General features: G+C 68.6%; 21 protein-coding genes. 7 read left to right on the top strand and 14 right to left on the bottom strand.

Going from position 1 to position 23,766, the window contains the following annotated elements; translation table 11 throughout:
* The first annotated feature begins 67 nt into the window (after positions 1-67).
* Complete coding sequence (locus tag ACLB1G_RS17555; protein ID WP_491628522.1) at positions 68-880, top strand: hypothetical protein; 813 nt, start codon at positions 68-70, stop codon at positions 878-880.
* Positions 881-1,052: 172 nt separating this feature from the next.
* On the opposite strand, the gene ACLB1G_RS17550 is transcribed toward ACLB1G_RS17555, so the two are convergent.
* From ACLB1G_RS17550 to ACLB1G_RS17540, 3 genes are all read right to left on the bottom strand, one after another.
* A complete protein-coding gene (locus tag ACLB1G_RS17550; RefSeq protein ID WP_491628521.1) occupies positions 1,053-2,654 on the bottom strand; it encodes a sensor domain-containing diguanylate cyclase in 1,602 nt (533 codons plus the stop codon).
* Between the two features lie 141 nt (positions 2,655-2,795).
* Positions 2,796-3,842 carry a lipopolysaccharide heptosyltransferase II gene (gene waaF, locus ACLB1G_RS17545; RefSeq protein WP_491628520.1) on the bottom strand — a complete coding sequence of 349 codons (1,047 nt, stop codon included), beginning with the start codon at positions 3,840-3,842 and terminating at the stop codon, positions 2,796-2,798.
* On the bottom strand, positions 3,839-5,077 hold the full coding sequence (locus ACLB1G_RS17540; RefSeq protein WP_491628519.1) for an O-antigen ligase family protein: 1,239 nt from the start codon (positions 5,075-5,077) through the stop codon (positions 3,839-3,841). Before ACLB1G_RS17540 ends, waaF begins: the two co-directional genes overlap by 4 nt.
* A 47-nt stretch (positions 5,078-5,124) precedes the next feature.
* On the opposite strand from ACLB1G_RS17540, the gene ACLB1G_RS17535 reads away from it, so the two are divergent.
* Positions 5,125-5,973, top strand: coding sequence for a glycosyltransferase family 2 protein (locus ACLB1G_RS17535; RefSeq protein ID WP_491628518.1), 849 nt, complete (start codon positions 5,125-5,127; stop codon positions 5,971-5,973).
* Positions 5,974-6,004: 31 nt separating this feature from the next.
* Here ACLB1G_RS17535 and ACLB1G_RS17530 read toward each other — a convergent pair whose 3' ends face one another.
* From ACLB1G_RS17530 to ACLB1G_RS17510, 5 genes are all read right to left on the bottom strand, one after another.
* Entirely contained in the window at positions 6,005-6,745 is a 741-nt protein-coding gene (locus tag ACLB1G_RS17530; RefSeq protein WP_491628517.1) for a DUF4386 domain-containing protein, read from the bottom strand.
* Positions 6,745-7,062, bottom strand: coding sequence for a hypothetical protein (locus tag ACLB1G_RS17525; protein WP_491628516.1), 318 nt, complete (start codon positions 7,060-7,062; stop codon positions 6,745-6,747). Before ACLB1G_RS17525 ends, ACLB1G_RS17530 begins: the two co-directional genes overlap by 1 nt.
* Before the next feature lie 100 nt (positions 7,063-7,162).
* Positions 7,163-7,915 carry a hypothetical protein gene (locus ACLB1G_RS17520; RefSeq protein ID WP_491628515.1) on the bottom strand — a complete coding sequence of 251 codons (753 nt, stop codon included), beginning with the start codon at positions 7,913-7,915 and terminating at the stop codon, positions 7,163-7,165.
* Between the two features lie 64 nt (positions 7,916-7,979).
* Positions 7,980-8,588 (bottom strand): response regulator transcription factor, encoded by a 609-nt coding sequence (locus ACLB1G_RS17515; RefSeq protein WP_491628514.1) that lies wholly within the window; start codon positions 8,586-8,588, stop codon positions 7,980-7,982.
* Positions 8,578-10,191 carry an ATP-binding protein gene (locus ACLB1G_RS17510; protein WP_491628513.1) on the bottom strand — a complete coding sequence of 538 codons (1,614 nt, stop codon included), beginning with the start codon at positions 10,189-10,191 and terminating at the stop codon, positions 8,578-8,580. Before ACLB1G_RS17510 ends, ACLB1G_RS17515 begins: the two co-directional genes overlap by 11 nt.
* A gap of 336 nt (positions 10,192-10,527) precedes the next feature.
* Between ACLB1G_RS17510 and ACLB1G_RS17505 the strand changes: the two genes are divergently transcribed.
* Entirely contained in the window at positions 10,528-11,505 is a 978-nt protein-coding gene (locus tag ACLB1G_RS17505; protein WP_491628512.1) for a VirK/YbjX family protein, read from the top strand.
* Positions 11,506-11,529: 24 nt separating this feature from the next.
* Here the strand turns inward: ACLB1G_RS17505 and ACLB1G_RS17500 are convergent, their stop codons facing one another.
* From ACLB1G_RS17500 to argJ, 3 genes are read right to left on the bottom strand one after another with little or no spacing between them, the layout of a single operon-like run.
* Complete coding sequence (locus tag ACLB1G_RS17500) at positions 11,530-11,937, bottom strand: NUDIX domain-containing protein (protein ID WP_491628511.1); 408 nt, start codon at positions 11,935-11,937, stop codon at positions 11,530-11,532.
* Positions 11,934-12,806 carry an ATP-binding protein gene (locus tag ACLB1G_RS17495; RefSeq protein ID WP_491628510.1) on the bottom strand — a complete coding sequence of 291 codons (873 nt, stop codon included), beginning with the start codon at positions 12,804-12,806 and terminating at the stop codon, positions 11,934-11,936. Before ACLB1G_RS17495 ends, ACLB1G_RS17500 begins: the two co-directional genes overlap by 4 nt.
* Entirely contained in the window at positions 12,806-14,044 is a 1,239-nt protein-coding gene (argJ, locus tag ACLB1G_RS17490) for a bifunctional glutamate N-acetyltransferase/amino-acid acetyltransferase ArgJ (protein WP_491628509.1), read from the bottom strand. Before argJ ends, ACLB1G_RS17495 begins: the two co-directional genes overlap by 1 nt.
* Positions 14,045-14,346: 302 nt before the next feature.
* Here argJ and ACLB1G_RS17485 point away from each other — a divergent pair, with 302 nt between their 5' ends.
* The 3 genes from ACLB1G_RS17485 (at position 14,347) to ACLB1G_RS17475 (ending at position 17,742) form a co-directional block, all read left to right on the top strand.
* Positions 14,347-15,564: a porin gene (locus tag ACLB1G_RS17485; RefSeq protein ID WP_491628508.1), complete on the top strand. Its 1,218-nt coding sequence runs from the start codon at positions 14,347-14,349 to the stop codon at positions 15,562-15,564.
* Between the two features lie 15 nt (positions 15,565-15,579).
* Positions 15,580-15,990 (top strand): type 2 periplasmic-binding domain-containing protein, encoded by a 411-nt coding sequence (locus ACLB1G_RS17480; RefSeq protein WP_491628507.1) that lies wholly within the window; start codon positions 15,580-15,582, stop codon positions 15,988-15,990.
* Between the two features lie 108 nt (positions 15,991-16,098).
* On the top strand, positions 16,099-17,742 hold the full coding sequence (locus ACLB1G_RS17475; RefSeq protein WP_491628506.1) for a sensor histidine kinase: 1,644 nt from the start codon (positions 16,099-16,101) through the stop codon (positions 17,740-17,742).
* A 20-nt stretch (positions 17,743-17,762) separates the two neighbouring features.
* On the opposite strand, the gene ACLB1G_RS17470 is transcribed toward ACLB1G_RS17475, so the two are convergent.
* Together ACLB1G_RS17470 and ACLB1G_RS17465 are read right to left on the bottom strand one after the other, a co-directional pair.
* Positions 17,763-18,557 carry a LytR/AlgR family response regulator transcription factor gene (locus ACLB1G_RS17470; RefSeq protein WP_491628505.1) on the bottom strand — a complete coding sequence of 265 codons (795 nt, stop codon included), beginning with the start codon at positions 18,555-18,557 and terminating at the stop codon, positions 17,763-17,765.
* Positions 18,554-19,690 carry a sensor histidine kinase gene (locus ACLB1G_RS17465; RefSeq protein WP_491628504.1) on the bottom strand — a complete coding sequence of 379 codons (1,137 nt, stop codon included), beginning with the start codon at positions 19,688-19,690 and terminating at the stop codon, positions 18,554-18,556. The genes ACLB1G_RS17470 and ACLB1G_RS17465 overlap by 4 nt, the downstream gene beginning before the upstream one ends.
* Before the next feature lie 149 nt (positions 19,691-19,839).
* Here ACLB1G_RS17465 and ACLB1G_RS17460 point away from each other — a divergent pair, with 149 nt between their 5' ends.
* Positions 19,840-21,927, top strand: a complete 2,088-nt coding sequence (locus tag ACLB1G_RS17460) for a TonB-dependent receptor plug domain-containing protein (protein WP_491628503.1) — start codon at positions 19,840-19,842, stop codon at positions 21,925-21,927.
* Positions 21,928-21,940: 13 nt separating this feature from the next.
* On the opposite strand, the gene ACLB1G_RS17455 is transcribed toward ACLB1G_RS17460, so the two are convergent.
* Positions 21,941-23,650, bottom strand: a complete 1,710-nt coding sequence (locus ACLB1G_RS17455; protein ID WP_491628502.1) for a methyl-accepting chemotaxis protein — start codon at positions 23,648-23,650, stop codon at positions 21,941-21,943.
* Between the last annotated feature and the right edge of the window lie 116 nt (positions 23,651-23,766).

Here is a 23,766-nt window from a genome sequence, read left to right as displayed (position 1 = left end):
CGAAGCAGGGATACCTGGCAGGCTGGTGTTAGCATAGGCAACCACCACACACCGATAGGAACCCGGCATGCCTTACCGCCTCATGGCACACGTCCTGTTTTGCTGCGGCGCCAGCCTGGCCGCCATGGCCGCCGCCGGCGCGCCGCCACGCGCCCTGCAGATGCAGGCGGGCGCATTCGTTATCGGCGCCATCCTCCATGGCCTGCTGCGCTGGCGCCCGCCACCGCGCGGCTGGGTGCTGGCTGCCATGGTGGTGCTGGCGCTTGCCGTCGCTTGCGCCGGTACCGATATCGAAGGCGCGCGGCGCTGGCTGCGCGCCGGCCCCTTGCTGCTGCATCCGGCCTCGCTGGCGGCGCCGCTGTTCATGGCAGCCCTGGCGGAGGGAGACATCGGCTGGCGCGAAACGGCCGCCGCCGCCTGCGTGGTGCTGGCCCTGGGACTGGGATGGGATGGCGCCGCCAGCCTGGCGCTGGCGGCAGCGCTGGCGGCCATCGTACTGGTGCGCAAGCGAGCGGCTCGCCGGCTGTGGCCGGTGTGCCTGCTGGCCTGGCTACTGGCGGCCTGGTCCCTGGCCCGCCCCGATACCCTGCCCGCCGTCCCCTGGGTGGAGGGCCTGGTGGCGCACAGCCTGCATGCCTCGACGCCGCTCGGGCTGCTGGCCATGCTGGCCCTGGCCAGCCTGCCGCTGCCCTTCCTGCTGGCGGCGCGCCAGGCCCCGCCAGCGGCCGCACCGCTGGCGCTGGCGGCCTTCTGGTGCGGCCTGGTGCTGGCCGGCGCCTACGCCAACTACCCCCATCCGGTGCTGGGCTTCGGCGCCTCGCCCGTGATCGGCTGGCTGGCCAGCCTGGCGCTGCTGCGGCCGGGACCGGTGTCGCGCTGAACCGCGAGCAGGCACGCCGCAGGCCGTGACCGGGGATGCACGGGCTGGAACGCTCCATGGCTGGTGCATCGGCCAGGCTGGAAGCGCCGGCCTCCCCCGGCGGCAGGCTGCACCAGCGGCCAGCCCGCGTTGAGCGTGGCCGCGCCATCCACCGCGGCCACACCCCAGGGCGTCACGGTGACGGGCCTGGGGTGTTTGCAACGGCGCTGGAGGCAGCGCTGGACGGCGCCTCCGGCGCCGCGTCCGGGACAGCATCCACGCCGCCCGCCACCACCCGGTTGCGGCCGGCCGACTTGGCCGCGTACAGGGCCTTGTCGGCCGCTTCCACCAGCATGGACGCCAAGTGCACGCCGCGCTGCGGGCGCAGGGTGGCCACGCCCGCGCTCAGGGTGACATAGCCGAACGGGCTGGCGCTGTGCGCCAGGCGCAGCTCGCCGATGGCGGTGCGGATGCGCTCGGCCACGGCGCGCGCGCCTTCGGCGTCGGTGTTGGGCAGCAGGATGCCGATTTCCTCGCCGCCGTAGCGCGCTGTCAGGTCCCCGGGCCGCTTGGGCGTGACGGCCCGTATCAGCTTGCTGACCGCGCGCAGGCAATCGTCGCCGGCGCCGTGGCCGTACAAGTCGTTGTATTGCTTGAAGTAGTCGACGTCTATCATGATGAAGGCCAGCGTGGTCTGGTAGCGCATGGCGCGGCTGAATTCATTGCCCAGGGTGACATCGAACTGGCGCCGGTTGGCCAGCCCGGTCAGGCCGTCCTGCATGGCCTGGCGCTCCAGCGTGCGGTTGACGCTTTCCAGCGCGTCGCGGGTCTGCAGCAGCTCGGTCTCGGCCTGCAGCCGCAGGCCGATCTGGCCGACCAGGCGCTTGCCGAAAAAGCCCAGCAGCACCGCCAGCAGCATCACGCCCAGCGAATGCAGGAAGGTGTCGGAACGCCAGCGCTCCAGCATCTCCTCCTTGGACAGGGCGGCCGTCACGTACAGCGGATAGTTCTCCAGCGGCTGGAAGCTGCCCAGCCGCAGTTCGCCGTCCTGCGGCGAGACGTAGCTGCCGGTGCTGTGCGTGCCGGCGGCCAGGTAGGCGCTGTACATTTCGCTGGCGCGGATGTCGCGCCCGATGAATTCGTCGCCGAACGGACGGCGCAGCAGGATCACCCCCTCGTTCGACAGCAGCGCCACCGAACCGCGCTTGCCGATGTCGAAGCTCTGGTAGAAGCGGCGGAAGTAATCGACGTCCAGGGTGGCCACCGCCACTCCGCCGAAGCCGCCGTCGGACTTGTTCATGCGGCGCGACACCGGAATGATCCACTTGCCATTGGAGCGGCTCTTGATCGGCAGGCCGACGTGGGCACCGCGCTGGGCGTGCTCGCGGTGGTAGACGAAGTATTCGCGGTCGGCGTTGTTGGCGGCGGACGTGGCGAGGGCGCGTGAGTTGACCATCCAGCGGCCCTCGCTGTCGAACACCGCCAGTCCCGCCAGCTGCGGCAGGTTGTCCAGCTGCGCCATCATCTGGGCCTGCACCCGCGCCAGCGCCTCCTTGCCGCTGCCGTCGGTCTCGATGCGTTCGACGATATCGGCCAGCACCACGTCGGTGGCCTTGATGGTGTCGTTGGCCTGCTGCGCCATGGACCGCGCCAGGTTGGACGTGACCCGCTCCATGTCCAGCAAATGTTCGGCGCGCGCGTTCCAGCTGCGCCATCCATCGATGGCCACCAGGGACACGCAGACCACGCCGACAAAGACCGTGGCCCAGAAGGTAATCGAAAACCGTTTAAACATCGCTAGAGAGCCCGCTCCAAACGCGCAACCCTGGGTAAAAGTGCTTTATACAGCAATTTTTATACCGGCATGTGACCGGCGCGGCGTATTGCTTCAGAACCCGTTTCAACATGAGCAGGAATAGGCCGCGACGCCGGGTTCTCAGCGCGGCGCCAGCATGGGCTGCAGGCTGCGCCACACGAGCTGCGGCTCCAGCTTGACCATGCAGTCCTGGTGGCCCAGCGGGCATACGCGCTGGCGGCACGGCGAGCACGCCAGCCGCAGCGAGAGCGAGGCCGCCAGATCGGAAAATGGCGGCGCATGGTCCGGATCGGTGGGGCCGTACAGCGCCACCACCGGGCGGTTCAGGGCCGAGGCAATGTGCAGCAGGCCGGAATCGTTGGCCACCACGGCGGCGGCCTGCGCGATCAGGGCAATGGCCTCGCCCAGGCTGGTGGCGCCGGCCAGGTTGAACAGCGCACCGGGCGGCGCATCGGGCAGCGCCGCCAGCACCTCGCCGCAGGCTTCCTTGTCCTTGGGGGAGCCCAGCAGCGCGACCTGGGCATCAGGGTGGTCCGCCAGCACGGTGCGCGCCAGACCGGCGAAATGGGCGGCCGGCCAGCGCTTGGCGACGCCGAATTCGGCGCCGGGAGCGAACACCAGCAAGGGGCGTGCGGGCGAGACCCCGGTCTTCGCGCACACATCGGCGATCTGGCGCGCGCTGGCCGACAGGCGCGGACGCGGCAACGCGGCGCGCCGTGCGGCGTCCAGGTGCGCCAGCGGCGCGCCCGCCAGCGCGGCATAGAATGCCACCATGGGGCGCGGCGGCGTCTCGTCATGGTGCATGACGTTGATCAGGCCATGGCGGCTCTCGCCCTTGTAGCCGACCCGGCGCGGGATGCCGGCCAGCCACGGGATCAGCGCGAACTTGAGCGTGTTGGGCAGCACGTAGGCGTCCGCATAGCCGCGCCGGCGCAGCTCGCGCGCATACTTCCAGCGCTCCCCGAGCTGCAGGGCGCCATGGCGGAACGGGGTTTCCAGCACCTGGTCGACCTCGGCCATCTGGCGCCATACGGGCGACACCGCCGGTGGGGCCAGCACGTCGATGGGACGGTCCGGCGCGGCCGCGCGCAGCAGCGCCAGCAGCGGCTGCGCCATCACGGCGTCGCCTATCCAGTTGGGCGAAATGACCAGGGTGCGCGCGCTCATGCCTGCTCCCTCGCGTTCAGGCACAGGCCCATCAGCAGGAACAGCATCAGGGCGTAGAAGATGGCGCCACGCACCGACCAGAAGATTACCTCGGTCAGGCCGAAGCTGAAGAAGCTCACCACCAGCAGCAGGCCGGCCAGGGCCGGCGCCACCCGTCCCGGCGCCGCTGTCGCATGGCCGCGCAGCATGCGCAGGAAGAACAGGAAAGGCATGATGACGGTGGCGCCCCACACCAGCAGGCCCAGCACGCCTCCATACACCAGCACCTGCAGGATCTCGTTATGGAAGTGCTCGACCCCCAGCACATAGGGATCGACTTTTTTCTCGCCCACCAGTTCGGTCAGCTCGGCGCGCACCGTACGGTCGCTGGCGCCCAGCAGCGGATGGCGCGCGATGATGGCGGCGGCGCCGCGCCACAGCTCGAAGCGCACCCCGATGTTGGTGACGCGGTTGCCGCCGTCGAAATACTGCTCGACGTCGCTGACGCCCTGGTGGATACGGTCGCGCGCGCCCGTCTGGGGGATAAAGTAAGTGCTCACCAACAGCACCAGCGAGGCCAACAGCAAGCCCTTGCGGAAGCGCCCGCGCAGCACATGGCCATACTGGATGAACAGGACGGCGGCGCACAGCAGGGCGATCCAGCCGCCGCGGGTGCCGGTGGCGATCGAACCGACCAGGCCGGCCAGCGCGCCCAGTCCCGGCCACACGGCCTGGCGGCCCTGGAAATCCAGGGTGCCGGCCAGCGACAGCAGGCCCATGCACAGCACCACGTCGCCATAGGTGATGGAGTTGATGCCGCCGCCGGGGCGCTCTATGCCCAGGTGCCAGCGCTGCCAGGCGATGTAGGCTGCACCCACCACGGTGCCCGCGATCAGGCCCCACCACAGCGCCTTGCGGCTGGGGCGCACCAGCAGCACCACCAGCATGACGGAAGCGGCAGCCAGCATGCGCGAGGGCTTCTCCAGGTCGCGCAGCATGGCGCCCTCGCGCAGCAGCAGGCCGGCCAGCGGCACCAGCAGCGCCAGGCCGAAGGCGATCAGCACGCCGCGCACCTCGGGCAGGCAGGGTTGCAGCACAGGGCGTATCTCGCGCCACCACACGATGGCGGCCAGCAGGAAGCCGAAGCTGCACAGGCCGACGCCGGCGCTGCTGAGCAGGGCGGAACAGGGCAGCAGGAAGATCAGGCCGGCGACTAGGAGGGGACGGAAGGACAGGGTCGATAGGGTATTATTCATGTATTCTGTAGGATTGCTGCAGGACAACACACGGCCGACCTGACCTTATGCAAGCAGCATCAACCATTTCCGTCATCATTACCACGTACAACCGCCCCGACGCCTTGGCCGCCGTGGTGGAGGCCTGCTTCGACCAGGACGATCTGGCATTTGAAATCATTATCGCTGATGACGGCTCGGGCCACAACACGCAGGAATGCGTGCAGGCGCTGGCGAAACGTTCGCCGGTGCCGCTGCGCCATGTGTGGCAGGAGGACCTGGGCTTCCGCGCGGCCCGGGTGCGCAACCTGGGCACCCTGGAGGCGCGCGGCGACTACATCATCTTCCTGGATGGCGATTGCGTGCCGCAGCGCGGTTTCATCCGCCAGCACCGCCGCCTGGCGCAGCGCGGCCACCTGGTGCAGGGCAGCCGTATCTTGCTAAATGAACAAGCCACGGCGCGCGCGCTGGTCCAGCGCATCGCCCTGCAGCGCCTGGGCCCGGCCGAGCTGCTGGCCTGGCGTTTCAAGGGCGGACTGAACAAGGTGGCGCCCATGCTGCTGACTTTGCCGGACTGGGGCCGCACCAGCACCTGCTTCACCTGGCGCCGCATCAAGAGCTGCAACCTGGCCGTGTGGCGCAGCGACCTGGACCTGGTGAACGGCTTCGACGAAAGCTTCCTGGGCTGGGGTCACGAGGATTCCGACCTGGTGGTACGCCTGTACAACGCGGGCGTGATGCGCAAGGACGGCGCCTACGCCACCGAGGTGCTGCACCTGTGGCACCGCGAAAACCGGCGCGACCAGGAGAGCAGCAACCGCGCCGTGGTGCTGCGGCGGGCGGCCGAGCGCACCACGCAGGCGGAGCGCGGCCTGCGCGAGCTGGCCACCCCCGCCACCCCGGGGTCAGATCTCTAATTCGGACATGAGTTCGCTTCGAACGGCGAGCTCATGGACTAACGAGAGATCTGACCCCGGGGTGTGCGTCCCAAGCCGCCACGTCCAGCCCCTTGAACAGCAAATACAGACAGAAAGCGCCCTCGCCCACCAGGCAAGGCAACAGGATGGCGGGGAACAGCCAGTCCTGCAGCGGCGGATGGAGCACCATGGCCAGACTGTTGACCAGGTAGCACGCGCCGGCCAGCTGCATCAGCAAGCCGATGGCCTTGGGGAAGTAGCCGGAACGTCGCAGCAGCAGCCCGACAGTCAGACATTCGACGCCGAAGAACAGCAGCGCCAGTCCGAACGCATGGGCGTGCGCCACCACCGCCTGGTAGGCCTGCAGGTGCAGCAGGCGGGCATCGAAGCAGCGCAGGTAGGCGGCATCCGACAGCGGTATCAGCACGCCATGCAGGTGCAGCGCGCTCACGCTTTCCACCGCCAGCGAGACCAGCGCGAAGAACATGGCGGCCAGCGCCAGTTCGCGCTGCACCGGCCGCAGCAGCACATACCAGATCGCCGTCATGGCCACGGCGCACAGCAGCAGCACGTCCTGCGCGCCCACGCCCAGCCGCCACAGGCCCTGGTTGGCCAGGATGCGGCTGGCGGTGGCTTCCGGATCGCCGGGCGCCACCAGGGTGCCGCGCACCAGGGCCTCGCCCAACAGGCCGATGACGATGATGACCAGGTACAGCAAGCCGGCCCAGCGCGCCCAGGCCTGCGCCTGCCTTCCGGAGATGGCGGCGCCCATCAACTGCCGGCCAGCGGCGTGCCGAACACGCCCACCGCCAGCTCGGCCCAGGCCAGCAGCAGCGCCAGCGCGCACAGGGCGGCGGCCAGCAGGCGCTGGCGACCAGTGCGCAACAGGCGCGCGGCAAGCACGTATACGGTGCCGGCACCGCCCAGCAGCACGGCGGCCGCCACGAAATCGTTGGCTTGCCAGTCCACTTCGCGGGTAAATTGCATGGCCGCCAGCGGCAGCAGCAGGATCGCCATGGTGCACAGCGCCACCAGCGCCAGCTGGCGTACCAGGGGAGTGGAAGCAAGGCGGAAGACAGTCATCATCATTCTCCGGCGGTCGGCAAGCGGTGACGCCATTGTATCAGTGCGCGGCCGGCGCGAGCCGGCGGCAGCTTCCCAAACCGCACCCGTGCGGCGCGCCTGCATGTCAACAGGCGGCCGCTGGCAGCGCGCCGTCCGCCATCCCCAGCACCTGCCTGCTGACTCGCGCGCGGTTCAGCAGGATATCCGCCAGCAGCGCGCCCAGCAGCGCGGCGTAGGCGGCATAGGCCATGCCCACGTAGCGCCCGTAGACGATGGTGTGCAGCCAGTCCTGGCCGAACAGGTAGAAGCCGGCGCACAGCGCCGCCGAGCCCAGCAGCACGGTGGCCGGCAGCAGCAGGGGCGCCGCGCCGGCGCGGCCGCGCCGTCCGGCGGCAAGGCCCAGCAGCGCGAACATCACGGCGTTGGTGCCCGTGAAGATGCGCACCTCGCGCAGCAACTGTTGCGACACATGGGCGTACGACGCTTCGATCAGGACCAGCATGCGGTCGCGCGCAGCGCCCAGCGCGCCCAGCCTGGCGTCCTCGATGGCGGCGCGGTAGCCGGCCAGGCGCTTGCGGCATTCGCATGCGGGATCGAGCATCCGGTCCACTACCTGCGCCACCTGCTGCGCCGCGCCGGCCCGCGCACGCTGCAGCGCCAGTTCGGCGTCGGCGTCGCCCAGCACGCGCCGCGCCAGCCCGGCAATGCGGGCGCCGGACAGCGCATCGATCTTGTCGCCCACCCGGCGCTCGACCTCGATGCGCAGCACTTCCCGGGCGGCGCGCTCGACCAGCGGCGTGTCGGCATAGGACAGCGCATGGAGTCCGCCAAACAGCACCACCCCCAGCACGCTGAGGAAGATCAGTACACGTTGCATGGCATTCCTCCAGGTGACGGTATGAGGGCACATCATACCACCTTATCGATTAAACAACTCCCAGTCAGGACCGGTCCAGCAGGCTGATGCGCACCAGGTCGGCCACGTTGTCCACGCCCAGCTTGCCCATCAGGCGCGCCTTGTGCACTTCCACCGTGCGCACGCTGATGCCCAGCGCCGGGCCGATGTCGCGGTTGTGGGCGCCGGTCACCACCAGGTCCATCACCTCGCGCTCGCGCGGGGTCAGGGCCGACAACAGGCTGGCGCCGCGCTCGCGGCGCGCCTCCTGCTCGCGCTGGTCCTGCTGGCGCGACAGGGCCTCGTCGATGGCGGCAATCAGCTTGGCGTCGTCGAAGGGCTTTTCCAGGAAGTCGCTGGCATTGGCCTTGAAGGCGGCGCGCGCCATGGCGACGTCGGCATGGCCGCTGACGATGATGACGGGGATGCGGCAGCCGCGCCGCGCCAGCTCCTGCTGCAGGCTCAGGCCATCCATGCCGGACATGCGGATGTCGACCAGCATGCAGCCGGCCCACCATGGCTGCCAGGCCTGCAGGAAGGCCTCGCCGCTGGCGAACATGGCGGTCCGGTAGCCGCGCACGCCCAGCAGCAGGCCGAGCGCATCGCGCACCGAGGGATCGTCGTCGACGATGAAAATGGTCAGGTCATGCTGCACGCTGTGCTCCTTGCGTTGCGTCGGTTGAAGAAGATTGGCCGGCCGCCAGCGGCAGCAGCAGGCGGAACACGCCCTGGGGCGCGACCTCGGCCCACAGGGCGCCGCCATGGGCCTCGGCGATGGCGCGGCTGAGCACCAGGCCCAACCCCAGGCCGCTGGCCTTGGAGGACACAAAGGGCTGGAACAGGCGCGCAGCCTGGGCCGGCGAGACCCCGCGCCCGCTGTCGGTGACGGTCAGGCGCAGCTGGGCCGGACCGCCGGCGGCCGCCAGCACGTCGGCCGACACCGCCACCGTGCGCGCCCCGCCGTCGCGCTCCTGCACCGCCTCGCAGGCATTGGCCAGCAGGTTGCGCAGCACCAGCTCGATCTGCAGGCGGTCGGCCAGCACCGCCAGCGGCGGGATGTGCCCCACCTGCAGCTGCACGCCGTGCTCGTGGCACTGGGCGCGGAACTGCTGCGCCACGCCCTGCACCAGCGGCGCGGCCTCGACCGCCTCCAGCCGCATGGCGCCGGTGCGGAAGAAGTCGCGCAGGCGGCGCACCACCTCGGCCGCGCGGCCCGCCTCCTGCACCATGCGGACTATGGCCTCGCCCAGCATGGGACCCTGGTCGCCGCGCGCCAGCAGCAGTTCGCAGGCCTTGCCGTAGGCGCCCAGGGCGGTCAGCGGCTGGTTCAGCTCATGCGCCAGGGCTGCCGCCATCTCGCCGGCGGCGGCCAGGCGCAGCGACTGCTGCAATTCGGCGGCCACCTGGCGGAACTCGTCCACCACGATGCCGATGAAGAATCCCACCAGCGCCAGCACGGCGTCCAGCAGCTGCAGCTCGTGCACATTGATGTGCGGCGCATGGCTCCACTTGAACAGCGCCACGATGGCGGCCTGCAGCAGGAACACCATCAGCGCGGCACCGCACAGGCCATGGCGCGCGGCGGCCCAGATCACGGGCAGGAACAGGAAATAGAAATGCTTGAATTCGGCGCTGGCGATGGAGCCGAACACCGAGTACAGCACGCACACGGCCAGGCCCAGGTAGCCCAGGGTTTCGGCCCGCCACACGGCGGCGCGCAAACGCTGGCGGCCGGCGGCGCTGGACAGCATCCAGATCAGCGGCATGGACACCACCACGCCCACCATGTCGCCGATGCCGAAGCGCAGCAGCGCCACGCCAAACTGTCCGGCCGGGATCAGTCCGCCGGCGCGCAGCAGCGAGATATATACCAGGTCGTTGAGCGCGCTGCCGGCCAGCACGATGGCCAGCCAGCGCACCAGGCTGCCACGGCGGTCGAACACGGCGCCGTCGCCAAAGCTGCGGCGCAGCGCGGCGCCGATGGCGCCATAGCCGGCCGTCAGCCACAAACAGCCCAGCACGGTCATGCCCAGTCCGGCCGGCATGCCGCGCACCAGCACCTCGCCGCCCAGCAGCGCCAGGAACAAGGGCGGCGCCGCGCGCCAGCCCCAGTGCAGCCAGCACACCAGGCCCAGGGCCGGATCCGGATTCCAGGGCGTGATGTTCAGGCCGTACAGCGGATCGACATAGGTGGCCCAGTCGAACAGCAGGTACAGCGCGATGAAGGCTGGATAGCGCAGGTGGCCCGCTTGTATCATTTTGTAGCGCCTCTCAGGGCGGATCTTTACACCTGTCATGATTTACAACTACGTGTTTCCCCTAGGGGATGCCATTTTTTGTTTTATATACATGGATTTATGCTGCAATATAGTATGAGGGTAATCCGTAAGGCAATTTACTGATTTACATTACGTTACAAAGCCCGTACCATCGCTTTTGTCATAAGGCACCTCCCCTTTCATGACGGCATCGCCCTCCCCGGGTATCCGTGTCCGCACCCAGCCACCGTGCCGGAACACGCGCCGCCATCGCAGCTGCCGCAACTGATATACACCTCCGCTGCCCTGGTAACACCCGAATAGAGAACAGAGACGATGTCGCAGTCCATTACCATACGTTCCGGCCTGGCCGGATACGGCGGATTCACGCGCCTGCGTGAACGCATCAAGCTATCCTTGCGCGCGCGCCTGCACGCGCCGGTCACCGGCGACTGGCTGCGGCTGCTCAATTCGCATCCGCTGTTCGGCGACCTGGTGCAGGCCCGGCCGCGCCTGGTGTACAAGGTCTATCGTCCCTACCTGAGCACGACCCTGGGCCACCGCCAGCGCCTGGCCGTGCTGCACGACCACTACCGCTTCGTGTTCCGCCACGGCCTGGGACCGACCGTGGTGCAAGCCGCGCGCGGCGGCGTGCTGCTGGCCGAGATCGACGGCAAGTCCGGCCTGCCCTACCAGGTGCGCCTGCAAGCCATCGAACCCATGGAACGCGAGGGCGAACTGGTGCTGCAACTGACCCAGGGCGCCACCGTGGTCTACTCCTGCGCCTTCTCCTTCTTCCATGGCGAGCGCGGCATGGTGGTCGGGGTCGGCTGCATGCAGGGACCGCGCGGCAGCGACGGCTTGCAGCTGATCAAGGACGCCACCCGCGAACTGCACGGCATGCGGCCCAAGAACCTGATGGTGCGCCTGCTGCGCCAGCTGGGCCACGACTATGGCTGCGCCGAGCTGCGCCTGGTCGGCAATGACAACCGCGCGGTGCGCAGCGCCACCCGCCAGGGCAAGGTGCACGCCGACTACGACGCCCTGTGGCAGGAACTGGAAGCGGTGCGGCGCGCGGATGGCGACTGGCTGCTGCCATGCGAGGCCATCGCGTCGCCGGACATGGCGGCCATCCCATCCAAGAAACGCTCCGAGGCGCGCAAGCGCCATGAAACCCTGGAAAGCTGCGTGGCCCAGCTGCGCGCCAGCCTGCGCGCGCCACGCTTTGCCGCCGTACCGACGCTGCTGGCGCAGGATTACGCCACCGTGGCCGCCAACCAGGACCAGGACGAACTGCTGCCGGCGCTGGCTTGAACAACGCGCGCTAACCCCGCGGTTTTACGGCAGCGCCGCCGGGTCGTGGCGGATGTGTTCCAGCCATTCCAGCAGCGGAATGGTGGCCGGCAGCAGCGGTTCCACGCCTACCGCGCCCTGCCAGGCGAAGGCTTGTCCTTCCAGGCTTTGCGGTTCGCCTTCCCAGTCGCGGCTGATGTAGAAATGCAGCCGCACGTGGGCGTGCGGGTAGACGTATTCCACCCCGCACCACTCCTGCGCGCTGCGCACGGTCAGGCCCAGCTCTTCCAGGAACTCGCGCTTGAGCGCCGCCAGGATGGTCTCGCCCGGGTCGACTTTCCCGCCCGGGAATTCCCAATACCCTTCGTAGGGCTTGCCGGCCGGGCGCTGGCCCAGCAGCACGTCGCCATTCGGCTTGACCAGCACCCCGACCGCCACATCGACAGGCTTCATGCCGGCTCCTGGCGGCCGGCGTGGTCCTTGGCGAACTGCCAGGCCACGCGGCCGGAACGCGAGCCGCGCTGCAGGGCCCAGCGCAGGGCGTCGCCGCGCGCGTCGGCAATCTGCTGCTCACTGCAGCCGAACGAGGCCAGCCAGTGGCCGACGATGGCCAGGTAGTCATCCTGCTTGAACGGGTAGAACGACAGCCACAGGCCGAAGCGCTCGGACAGCGAAATCTTTTCCTCCACCGTCTCGCCCGGATGCAGATCGCCATCCTCGTCGTGTTTGTAGCTGGTGTTGTCCGACATGCGCTCGGGCAGCAGATGGCGGCGGTTGGAGGTGGCGTAGATCAGCACATTGTCCGACTGCGCCGCGATGCTGCCGTCGAGCGCCACTTTGAGCGCCTTGTAGCCGCTCTCGCCTTCCTCGAACGACAAATCGTCGCAGAAGATCACAAAGCGCTCGGGCCGGCCCGCCACCAGGTCGACGATGTCCGGCAGGTCGGCCAGCTCGGCCTTGTCGACCTCGATCAGGCGCAGGCCTTGCCCAGCGAACTGGTTCAAACAGGCCTTGATCAGCGACGACTTGCCGGTGCCGCGCGCCCCGGTCAGCAGCACATTGTTGGCCGGACGGCCGGCCACGAACTGGCGCGTGTTCTGCTCGATCTGCAGCTTCTGCGGACCTATGTTGTGCAAGTCCTCCAGGCCGATGCGCGACACATGGGCCACCGCCTGCAAACAGCCCGGCTGTCCGGGACGGCGGCGCCAGCGGAACGCGTGGGCGCTCCAGTCCACGGCCGGCGCGGCCGGGGGCAAAATGGCTTCCACCCGCGCCAGCAGGGCCTCGGCGCGCGCCAGGAATTGTTCCAGCGCGGCCGACATCAGGAGCGGTAGTCGGCGTTGATGGACACGTACTCGTGCGAAAAGTCGCAGGTGTACACCGTGGCGGACGCCGCGCCGCGCGCCAGCTTGACGCGCACCGTGATTTCGCTTTGCTTCATCACGCGCTGGCCGTCTTCTTCCTTGTAGTCCGGGTTGCGGCCGCCATCCCTGGCCACCCACACGTCGTCCAGGTAGAGATTGAGTTTGGCGACATCGAGGTCGTCGACGCCCGCGTAGCCGATCGCGGCCAGGATGCGGCCCAGGTTCGGATCGGAGGCGAAGAAGGCGGTCTTGACCAGCGGCGAGTGGCCGATGGCGTAGGCGATCTTGCGCGCTTCCTCCACGCTGGCCGCTTCCTCCACCACGATGGAGATGAACTTGGTGGCGCCTTCGCCGTCGCGCACGATGGCCTGGGCCAGGAACAGCGACAGCTCGGTGACGGCGTCGCGCAGGGCCGCGTATTCCGGGCTGTCCACGGAGTTCACTTCCAGGGTGCCGGCGCCGGTGGCCACCAGCATGAAGGAATCGTTGGTCGAGGTGTCGCCGTCGATGGTGATGCAGTTGAACGAGTGGTCGGCCGCGTGTTTCACCAGCTGGTCCAGCACGGGCTGGGCCACCTTGGCGTCGAAGGCCAGGTAGCCCAGCATGGTGGCCATGTTGGGTCGTATCATGCCGGCGCCCTTGCTGATGCCGGTCATGGTCACCGTGTGGCCGGCGATCTGCACCGTGCGCGACCCGGCCTTGGGCTGGGTGTCGGTGGTCATGATGGCCTCGGCCGCGTTGTACCAGTTGTCGGCCTTGAGGTTGGCGACGGCGGCCGGCAGCGCGGCCTTGATTTTATCGGCCGGCAGCGGCTCCAGGATCACGCCGGTGGAGAACGGCAGGATCTGCGACGGCTGCACGCCCAGCTGGCCGGCCAGTGCGGCGCAGGTGTCGCGCGCCAGCGAGAGGCCCAGCTCGCCGGTGCCGGCGTTGGCGTTGCCGGTGTTGACCAGCAGCGCGGCAATCGGCGCACCGCCGGCCCGCACCGCCTCCAGGTTGGCCTTGGCGATCTGCACCGGCGCGGCGCAGAAGCGGTTCAGGGTAAACACGCCCGACACGGTGGCGCCCGGCGCCAGTTTCAGCACCAGCACATCCTTGCGGCCCGGCTTCTTGATGCCGGCTTCGGCATAGCCGATCTCGATACCGGGGACCGGCTTCAGTTCAGCGGCGACGGGCAGGGGGGAATTGACGGCCATATCTCTGTACTCACGGGTGGAAAAGGGGAGCCGCTATTGTAATCCCTGAGGCCGCGGCGCGGTCACCATGAGCAAATGTCAAACTTATCCAGAATACACTTGAAGGACATCATACAAGTTACTGAATCAATTAGATAATTTGCTATTTCAGATGTGAAAACAACGGTTTTAAAGCACGAGCGATCTTTTTTTGCGATTTGGTTTGATGCTCTAGAGCAATTGCACTAAGGTGTGACCCATATGCCCAAGCCCCGCATGTCACGACAACAAGACTTCATCAAAAATCCAAGGACATCGACCATATGAACAAGCAACTTTTAGTGGCAGCCGTGCTGTCCGCCGCCGCAGCCATGCAGGCCCAGGCCGGCGCGCTGGACGACGGCAAACTCAGCATCAGCGGTTTCGGCACCCTGGGCGTCGCCAAGGGCGACACCGACCAGGCCCAGTTCGCCCGCTACAACCAGGCCGACGGCGTGGGCGACCATGCCCGCATCGGCCTGGACACCAACCTCGGCCTGCAAGCCACCTACCAGTTCAATGACTGGCTGTCGGGCACGGCGCAAGTGCTGACCCGCAAGTCCAGCAGCCCCGCCTTCACCACCGACCTGACCTGGGCCTTCCTGAAAGCCCGGGTCAACGACGAGATCAGCGTGCGCGTGGGCCGCGTGGTGGTGCCCACCTTCCTGATTTCCGATTACCAGAACGTCGGCTACGCCAACACCATGATGCGTCCGCCGGTGGAACTGTACAGCCAGAACCCGATCGAGAACTCGGACGGCGCCGACCTCAACTACCAGCACGCCTTTGGCGACCTGAACTTCACCGCCCAGGCTTTCGTGGGCGTGAGCCGCGGCAAGCTGTTCGTGGCCAGCAACAACGGTCCGACTTCGACCTACCGCGCGCCCGACTACGGCGTCAGCCTGTCCGGCGAATACGGTCCCTTCGTGGTGCGCGTGGCGCACGCCCAGGCCAAGATGGAAATCAATGACCTGCTGTCGTTCAACACCCTGGCCAAGACCCTGGCGGGCGCCGGCTTCGGCACGCTGGCCAACGACCTGAGCTTCGCAGGCGGGAAGAAAATCGGCTTCACCTCGGTCGGCATGACCATGGACTGGAACAATATCGTGCTGCAGTCCGAGTACGCCCAGCGCCGCGCCAAGGACAAGGTCTACCTGTCCGACACCAACGCCTGGTACCTGATGGCCGGCTACCGCTTCGGCAAGATCCTGCCCTACTACACCCACGCTTCCATGAAGGGCGACGGCAGCAGCGTCGCCGTGCCGTCCACCCTGGGCAAGATCCCGGCCCTGAACGCCGCCGTCGCCGGCCTGGTCACGCCAGCCGAACAGGACACCGACACCCTCGGCGTGCGCTGGGACTTCGCCAAGTCGCTGGCCCTGAAGGTGCAGGTCGACCGCGTCAAGCCCAAGGCCAAGAGCGGCACCCTGATCTACGCCCCGGCCGCCGGGTACAAGGACAATGTCACCGTGGTCGGCGCCGCGCTCGACTTCGTGTTCTAGGAAAGGAGAGCGGCCATGAAACAAGCCACCATCGCTACCCTCGTGCTGTCGGTCCTGGGCGCCGCCGCCCTGCCCGCCTCGGCCGAAGTCGTCGTCATCGTCTCCAAGCAGAACCCGGCCACGCGCATGTTCTCGGAGCAGGCGTCCCAGTTCTTCCTTGGTAAATCCAACCTGTTCACCCCTGTGGACCAGCCGGAGAGCTCGCCCATCCGCGCCGAGTTCTACCGCAAGGTGGCCGACAAGGATACGGCCCAGGTCAAGGCCCTGTGGTCCAAGCTGGTATTTACCGGCAAGGCCACCCCGCCCAAGGAATACGCCAACAGCGCCGAAGTCAAGAAAGCAGTTGCTGCCGATCCCAAGGCAATCGGTTATATTGACAAATCGGCAGTGGATGACAGCGTGAAAGTGATCCTGACCCTGCCTTGAGCACCAGGAGGCAGGTCCCCGGCGCCGCCCTGCCCGGGCGGCGCTGGCCCGCGCATGCACTCCTGGCGTTGCCACTGCGGTCACACCGTATTGCAAGGAGTGTATGTTTTGAGCTTACCGCTGCGCGCCCGGTTCCTGCTGCTCTGCGCCGTGATCCTGGTCCTGACCGTGTCCCTGCTGGCCTGGAACAGCCAGCGCCTGATGGCGCGCGCGGTCGGCCGCAGCGCCGACCGGGTGGCCCAGGAATACGCCACCACCCTCAACCTCTCCCTCAGTCCCTACGCCGCCAGCGGCAGGCTGGCCGAACTGCGCGGCTACCTGGCCGAGATGCTGGCCGACCCCGACGACAGCTTCGTACGCTACATCGTGGTGCTGGACCAGGCCGGCACGCCGCTGGTGCAGGCCGGCCAGCGCCCGGCCGTCCTGCCCGACCTGGACGGCCACCCCGAGGCCAAGGCCTTCAAGGGCGTGCGCACCCTGATGGATGGCGGCCTGCTGCATGCACGCGCGCCCCTGCTGCTGCGCGATAACCGGGTCGGCAGCATCAACTTTGGCCTCTCCACCATGGAGCTGCGCCAGGCCCGCGAGGAAGTGATACGCCAGGGCGGGATGATCGGCGCCATCGGCCTGATGGCGGCCCTGGTGCTGCTGTACGCATTCACCCACGGCATAGGACGGCGCCTGCGCGAACTGATGGCGCAGTCGCAGCTGGTGGCGGCCGGCGACTACAGCCAGGAGCTGGAAGCGGTGGGCAGCGACGAGGTGGCGGCCTTCGCGCGCGCCCTGAACACCATGCGCGCCGCCCTGCTGGACCGCATCGCCCAGTTGCAGCAGTCGGAGCGCAGGCTGGCCCTCTCGCGGGAGGAATTGAAGGACTTGAACGTGTCGCTGGAGACCCGGGTCAGGCAGCGCTCGGCCGAGCTGGAACAGGCCAATGCCGAACTGAACGCCGCCGTACACTCCCTGCAGCGCACCCAGCACGAACTGCTGGCGTCCGAGAAGATGGCCTCGCTGGGGTCGCTGGTGGCCGGCATCGCGCACGAGCTCAACACCCCGATCGGCAACAGCCTGCTGGCCTCCACCGCCCTGCGCGACCGGGTGGCCGATTTCGAGGCCCACGTGGCGGCCGGGGCGCTGCGCAGGTCGGAGCTGAACGCCCACCTGGAGGAGGTGCGCATGGCCAGCAACCTGATCGCCGGCTCGCTGCAGAAGGCGGCCGAGCTGATTTCCTCCTTCAAGCAAATCGCGGTCGACCAGACCAGCGACCAGCGCCGCTGCTTCGACCTGCTGGGCGCGGTGCAGGACACGGTGGCCACCTACCTGCCGCGCCTGCGCCGGGCCGACTGCACGGTGCAGGTGCGCATCCTGCCCGGGGTGATGCTAGATTCCTATCCCGGCAGCTGGTACCAGATCCTCAACAACCTGCTCAACAACGCGCTCACCCACGCTTTCCAGCCGGGCCAGGCCGGCGTCATCACCATCGAGGCGCAGGAACAGGAACAGGGCGGACTGGTCACGCTGAGCTTTGCCGACAACGGCGCCGGCATGGCGGACGAGGTGCTGCGCCATGTGTTCGACCCCTTCTTCACCACCCGCATGGGCCAGGGCGGCACCGGACTGGGCATGCACATCGTGTACAACATCGTCACCGGCGCGCTGGGTGGGCGCATCGCGCTGGAATCGGCGCCGGGCCTGGGCACCACGGTGCGCATGACCTTGCCCAAGGTGTCGCCGCAGCGGTCCCAGGCGTAAATTCAGGCGTCTGCGGCGCTTCAGGCGTCGCCCAGGCGGGCCCGCACGGCGCCGGCATGGCGCTCGCTGACATCCACCGTGGCGCCGCAGCGCAGCGCCAGACGGTAGCTGCCGTCGCCGGTCACCGACAGGCAGGCGCCCTGCCCGGCGGCGACGATGGCGCGCCGGTGCACGCGCACGAAGCGCGCCGGATCCAGGTGCTGCTCCAGGCGGCTCAGCGGCATGCGGTACAGCACCTGGCGCCGCGCCAGGTGCAGGCGGACGTAATTGCCCTCCGCCTCCAGCCACAGCACCTCATCGAGCCGCACGCATTCGATGCGGCCCACCGAGCGCACCGACAGCTGCTGCCAGTATGGCGGCTGCGGCTGCGGGTCGTCTTGCGCCGCCAGATAGGCGCGCTGGGCCTCCACGAAGCCGGCCAGGCGGCGCTGGGCCAGCATGGCGCGGGCGCGCTCCAGGGCCTGCGCCAGGCGCTCGTCGTCGACCGGCTTGAGCAGGTAGTCCAGGGCGTGCACCTCGAAGGCTTGCACCGCATAGCTGTTGTAGGCCGTGACGAAGATGATCAGGGGCGGACGCTCCAGCAGGCACAGGCTGCGCGCCAGGTCCATGCCGCTTTCGCGCGGCATCTGGATGTCCAGCAACACCAGGTCGGCCGGGTGCGTTTGCAGCAGCTCGCGCGCGGCGGCGGCGCTGGCGCATTCGCCGGCGATGCTCCATCCCGCATGGCGCGCCAGCGCGTAGCGCAGGTTGATACGGCCCGGTTCCTCGTCATCCACGACCAGGACGCGCAGGGCCGGGCTGGCGGCGGCCGTCATGCGGCCTGCGCCGCGTACAGCGGCATGCGGATCGCCACCTCGAAACGGCCGCCGGCGCGCCCGGTGTGCAGCGTGGCCGCGCCGCGATAGGCCAGTTCCAGGCGCGCGCGCGTGTTGGCCAGTCCCAGGCCCAGGCCGGGATTGCGCGGCAGGGCCTCCGCCACGGGATTGCCGATGCGGATCGACAGCATGTCGCCCTCGCGCGCCACGGCGATGCGGATGTCGCTCTCGTCTTCATGGCAATCGAGGTCATGGCGCAAGGCGTTTTCCACCAGCGGCTGCAGCAGCAGCGGCGGACAGTCGCCATCGGCCAGCGCGCCCTCGTCGGCCTCCAGCTGCACCCGCAGGCGCGCGCCGTAGCGCAGCCGCTGCAGGGCCAGGTAGTCGCGCAGGAAAGCCAGCTCCTCGCCCACGCTGGCCCAGTCGCGGGTGCCGGCCGCCAGCGCATAGCGCAGCAGTTCACTGAGGCGGTGGATGCCCCCCAGCGCCAGCGCCTCGTCGCCGGTGCGCACCAGGGCGCTGATCGCATTGAGGGCGTTGAAGATGAAATGCGGTTCCAGCTGGGCGCGCAGGGCCAGCATGCGCTGCTGCTCCAATTCCAGGCTGAGGCGCAGGTTGTCATTCTGGGCCTGGCGCCAGGCCCGTTCGCGCCGCTGCCCGGCGCGCCAGATGCACACCGCCGCCACCGCCAGGTAGGTGCCGCTGGTCCAGGCGAATTCCAGGAAGATGGTGAAGCCGCCCTCGCCGCGCAGCTGTTCCAGCCAGGGCTCCATGCCGACCCGCAGGCCGGACTTGAGCAGGTCCGCCAGCGCCACGTAGGCCACCTCCCATGGCAGGAACACCAGCAGCACCAGGACATAGCCGAGCAGCAGGCGGCGCGCGCTGGCCAGCATCTGCGGCCAGCGCAGGAAAGCCAGGAACAGGCCGGTGCTGAACACCGCCATCAGCGCATGGTTGAGCATCCAGGCGCGCAGCAGCCAAACGTAGCCACGTCCCACGTGCTGGCGCAGCTGGTCGGCGTGCACCGCCGCCGCGCCGATGGCGCACACGGCCAGCCACACCAGCAGGTTCAGCGCGATCGCCAGCAATACGGTGCGCCAGCGCAGGCCCGCGCGGTGGTTGGAAGCATACATGGGGGGCGAGTATACCAGCGCGGCGCAGGCCGGGCGCAGCGCCGCCGGCACTTTCGTCACGGCGTACCGGCCGCTCGTCACACGGTTTGCATCCGGCATGGCGGGTTGCGCAATACTCTGCGCCGCCGATCAACTTCCTTCCATCTCACATGGGCTCGCGCCACACCTTGCTAACTTTGCTGATGCTGCAAACCGGCGCCCAGGCGCAGGACCTGCAGCGCGTCGACATCACCGCGCCCGGGGCGCAAGCCCTGCGCCGCGACGACACGGCGGGCCGCATCGTGGTCGGCCGCGCCGACCTCGAACAGTACGGCGACACCACCCTGGGTGCGGTGCTGAAACGCCAGCCCGGCGTTACCGTCAGCGGCGGCGAGGTCCGCATGCGCGGGCTGGGCGCCGGCTACACCCAGCTGCTGGTGAACGGCGAACCGGCGCCGCCCGGCATGAACATCGACAGCATCGCGCCCGATCTGGTGGAGCGCATCGAAATCCTGCGCTCGGCATCGGCCGAATACAGCGCACAGGGCATGGCGGGCACCATCAACATCGTGCTGCGCAAGGGCGCGCGCACGAGGCGCGACCTCAAGCTGGCGCTGGAAGACTTGCAGGGCCGCGCCAGCCCCTCGGCCTCGCTGCAGGCCGGCGGCAAGCGCGGCGCCCTGTCGTACAGCCTGTCGGGCGCGCTCAGCGACACCGGCTACCGCGAGACGCCCATCACGGTGGAGCGCAGCGGCGCCGCGCTGCGCTCCACCGCGCAGGACAACCGGGGCCGCACCAAAAAACTCAGCCTGGCGCCGCGCCTGAACTGGACCCTGGACAACGGCGACACCCTGGCCTGGCAAAGCCTGCTGGACCTGTACCGCAGCCAGTCGCACGGTGCGGCCCGCGAGAGCGCGCTGGCCGGCGCCGGCACGGCCTATCCGCACAATGATTACGGCATCACGGCGGACACGGCTTTCGCGCGCAGCAACCTGGCCTGGACCCGCAAGCTGGACCCGGACGCCCAGCTCACGGCCAGGCTGGGCGGCGACTACAACCACCGCCGCTCGGACTATGTCTTCCACGGCGCCAGCCTGGAAGAGCAGCCGCTGTTCACGCGCCGGGTGGCTTCCACGGCGGCCGACGACAGCCTCACCAGCAGCGGCAAATACCTGGCGCGCATCGGCGCGGGTCACAGCGTGGCGCTGGGCTGGGACGGCGCCGAGACGCGCCGCCGGGAACTGCGGCGGCAGGACGACAGCACGCCGTCCGGCGCGGCCTCGCCACTGGTGCAGGAATACCAGGGCCGGGTGCGTCGCCTGGCCCTGTACGTCCAGGACGAATGGGAGGTGGACACGCGCCTGCAGCTATCCCTGGGCCTGCGCTGGGAAGGGCTGGACACGCGCACCGGCGGCCCGGCGATGGCGGCCATGCGGCGCCGCGCCGGCGTGTGGAGCCCGGTGGCGCAGCTGCTGTGGAAGCTGGATGGACGCGACCAGCTGCGCCTGGCCCTGTCGCGCACCTACAAGGAGCCGCCCACGCGCGACCTGCTGCCACGCCGCTACACGGTCAACAATGGCAACAGCCCGGTCTATCCCGACCAGCAGGGCAATCCGGCCCTGCGTCCCGAGCTGGCCTGGGGGCTGGACGCGGCCTATGAGTCGTATGCCGGCAAGGATGGCGTGCTCAGCCTGTCCGGCTATGCGCGCCGGGTGCGCGACGTGACGGTGCAGCGCCTGTTCCAGGACGGCGCCGCCTGGGTGAGCACCTCCTACAACGGCGGCAACGCCAGCGTGGCAGGTCTGGAGTTCGACGCCAGGCTGGCGCTGCGCCAGCTGTTTGCGCACGCGGCGGACATGGAATTGCGCGCCAACGCGGCGCGCAACTGGTCGCGCCTGGATGCAGCGCCAGGACCGGACAACCGGCTGGCCGGACAGGTTCCCTTGAGCGCCAACCTGGGCCTGGACTGGCGCGCGGCGCGGCGCTGGACCGTGGGCGTCAATGCCGGACTGCAGACCGGCGGCACGGTGCGCATCAGCGCCGCGCTGCGCAGCTATACCGGCGTCACGCGCACGCTGGACGCGCACGCCTCATACGCCTGGGATGGCGGCATGCGGCTGCGCTTCTCGCTGCTCAACACCCTGCACCAGGACCAGCTGCAGGGGCGCGACTATGACTATGGCGGCGCCAGCCTGCAATCGCTGACCACCACAACCAGCCGTATCGGCCTGAGGCTGGTGCTGGAGACCCCGCTGTAGACGGTTGCAGGGGCTAGAAAGTCTCCCATTCATCGCCGTCCACCACCTGTTTGGTGCCGGCCGGCTTCATGGTGGAGCGGGCTGGAACAGCCGCCAGAGCCGGCTTGGCGGGCGGCGCTGGCGGCTTGGTCTTGGCCGCGGGCGCCGGACGGCGCAGCGGCGCAGCGGCGGGCATGTCGTGCAGCTTGAACACGGCCACCACCTCGCTCAGGCGGGCGGCCTGTTCCTGCATGGACTCGGCCGCAGCGGCGGCCTCCTCAACCAGGGCCGCGTTTTGCTGGGTCACCTGGTCCATCTGGGTAATGGCCACATTGACCTGCTCGATGCCGTGGCTCTGTTCCACGCTGGCGGCCGTGATCTCGCTCATGATGTCGGTCACGCGGTTGATGCTGGCCACGATTTCCTCCATGGTGCTGCCGGCCTCGCCCACCAGGCGCGAACCATTCTCCACCTTTTCCACGGAATCGTTGATCAGGGCCTTGATATCCTTGGCCGCCGCCGAGGAACGGTGGGCCAGGTTGCGCACCTCGCCCGCCACCACGGCAAAGCCGCGGCCCTGCTCGCCGGCGCGGGCCGCCTCCACGGCCGCGTTCAGGGCCAGGATATTGGTCTGGAAGGCGATGCCGTCGATCACGGAAATGATGTCGACGATCTTGTGCGAGGAATCGTTGATGGACGCCATGGTGCCCACCACCTGTCCCACCACGTCGCCGCCGCGCACTGCCACCGCCGAGGCCGATGCCGCCAGCTGGTTGGCCTGGCGCGCATTGTCGGCGTTCTGCTTCACGGTCGAGGTCAGTTCTTCCATCGAGGATGCGGTTTCCTCCAGCGAGCTGGCCTGCTGCTCGGTGCGCGAGGACAGGTCCTGGTTGCCGCTGGCGATCTCGCCGGACGCGGTGGCGATGGTGTCGGTGCCGATGCGCACCTGGGCCACCAGGCGCTGCAGGTTGTGGGTCATGTCCTTGAGGGCCTGCATCAGCTGGCCGGTCTCGCAGGCCGAGCTGACCTCGATGTTGCGGTTCAGGTCGCCGTCGGCCACATTGCGCGCCAGCGACACGGCCTCGCGCAGCGGCGCCGCCACCACCCGCGCCACCCACAGCGCCATCAGCATGCCGCCCGCGATATTGGCCGCCAGCAGGATGATGGAAGTAATGCGGGCCTGCTGGAAGGTGGCGCTGGCCTGGTCGCTGGCCTGGTCGCCGCCGTCCACGTTGATCTTGACCAGCTTGTTCAGCGTCTCGGTCAGCTGGGTGATGGCGGTGGACGAAGAGCTGGAAGCGATCTGGCGCGCCTCGTCGACCTTGTGCGCGCGCGACAATTCCATCATCTTGTTGTGGTCCGCCATGAAGGCGTCCCAGCGCTTGCCGAATTCATCGTAGGTGGCCTGCTCCTCCGGGCTGGAAATCAGCTTGGCGTAGATCTCGCGGTCCTTCTTGACGGCGGCCAGCGTGTCTTCCATGCGCTTGTCGTAATTGGCCTTGGATTCGGCTTCGTCGTTGAGCATGTGGGCCAGTTCCCAGCGCCGCATCTCGGCCACGTCGGCACGCAGGGTCATGATGGCCTGCACGCTGGGCATCCAGTTTTCCGCCAGGTCGGTGGAGGCCTGGTTGACGCGGCCCATGGACATCAGGTTGCTCACGCCCAGTATCAGCGTGAGCACCTGCACCGCCCCAAAGGCAACGATCAGCTTGGTGGCAATCTTGAGATCATAAAACCATTTCATAGCGGCTCCCCATGCTCTTATGGACAGCCAGTATGCAGCGTTGCGCTGGGGGATGCCAGCGCGCCGCCAAGGCTGTGTCCTGCGCGCAACACGCCCCGGCTCCCCCCCGCTTGAGC

Source organism: Duganella kummerowiae, assembly GCF_053572355.1.
Note: the sequence above shows the minus strand (reverse complement) of the source record. Positions and strands in the feature narration are given on the sequence as shown.

Coding starts and splice junctions, on each gene's coding strand:
- ACLB1G_RS17520 (WP_491628515.1), bottom strand. CDS start 7,915: ATGCAACGTGTACTGATCTTCCTCAGCGTGCTGGGGGTGGTGCTGTTT.
- ACLB1G_RS17465 (WP_491628504.1), bottom strand. CDS start 19,690: ATGTATGCTTCCAACCACCGCGCGGGCCTGCGCTGGCGCACCGTATTG.
- ACLB1G_RS17540 (WP_491628519.1), bottom strand. CDS start 5,077: ATGAATAATACCCTATCGACCCTGTCCTTCCGTCCCCTCCTAGTCGCC.
- ACLB1G_RS17455 (WP_491628502.1), bottom strand. CDS start 23,650: ATGAAATGGTTTTATGATCTCAAGATTGCCACCAAGCTGATCGTTGCC.
- ACLB1G_RS17495 (WP_491628510.1), bottom strand. CDS start 12,806: ATGTCGGCCGCGCTGGAACAATTCCTGGCGCGCGCCGAGGCCCTGCTG.
- ACLB1G_RS17500 (WP_491628511.1), bottom strand. CDS start 11,937: ATGAAGCCTGTCGATGTGGCGGTCGGGGTGCTGGTCAAGCCGAATGGC.
- argJ (WP_491628509.1), bottom strand. CDS start 14,044: ATGGCCGTCAATTCCCCCCTGCCCGTCGCCGCTGAACTGAAGCCGGTC.
- ACLB1G_RS17530 (WP_491628517.1), bottom strand. CDS start 6,745: ATGGGCGCCGCCATCTCCGGAAGGCAGGCGCAGGCCTGGGCGCGCTGG.
- ACLB1G_RS17555 (WP_491628522.1), top strand. CDS start 68: ATGCCTTACCGCCTCATGGCACACGTCCTGTTTTGCTGCGGCGCCAGC.
- ACLB1G_RS17470 (WP_491628505.1), bottom strand. CDS start 18,557: ATGACGGCCGCCGCCAGCCCGGCCCTGCGCGTCCTGGTCGTGGATGAC.
- ACLB1G_RS17535 (WP_491628518.1), top strand. CDS start 5,125: ATGCAAGCAGCATCAACCATTTCCGTCATCATTACCACGTACAACCGC.
- waaF (WP_491628520.1), bottom strand. CDS start 3,842: ATGAGCGCGCGCACCCTGGTCATTTCGCCCAACTGGATAGGCGACGCC.
- ACLB1G_RS17485 (WP_491628508.1), top strand. CDS start 14,347: ATGAACAAGCAACTTTTAGTGGCAGCCGTGCTGTCCGCCGCCGCAGCC.
- ACLB1G_RS17480 (WP_491628507.1), top strand. CDS start 15,580: ATGAAACAAGCCACCATCGCTACCCTCGTGCTGTCGGTCCTGGGCGCC.
- ACLB1G_RS17460 (WP_491628503.1), top strand. CDS start 19,840: ATGGGCTCGCGCCACACCTTGCTAACTTTGCTGATGCTGCAAACCGGC.
- ACLB1G_RS17525 (WP_491628516.1), bottom strand. CDS start 7,062: ATGATGATGACTGTCTTCCGCCTTGCTTCCACTCCCCTGGTACGCCAG.
- ACLB1G_RS17510 (WP_491628513.1), bottom strand. CDS start 10,191: ATGATACAAGCGGGCCACCTGCGCTATCCAGCCTTCATCGCGCTGTAC.
- ACLB1G_RS17550 (WP_491628521.1), bottom strand. CDS start 2,654: ATGTTTAAACGGTTTTCGATTACCTTCTGGGCCACGGTCTTTGTCGGC.
- ACLB1G_RS17505 (WP_491628512.1), top strand. CDS start 10,528: ATGTCGCAGTCCATTACCATACGTTCCGGCCTGGCCGGATACGGCGGA.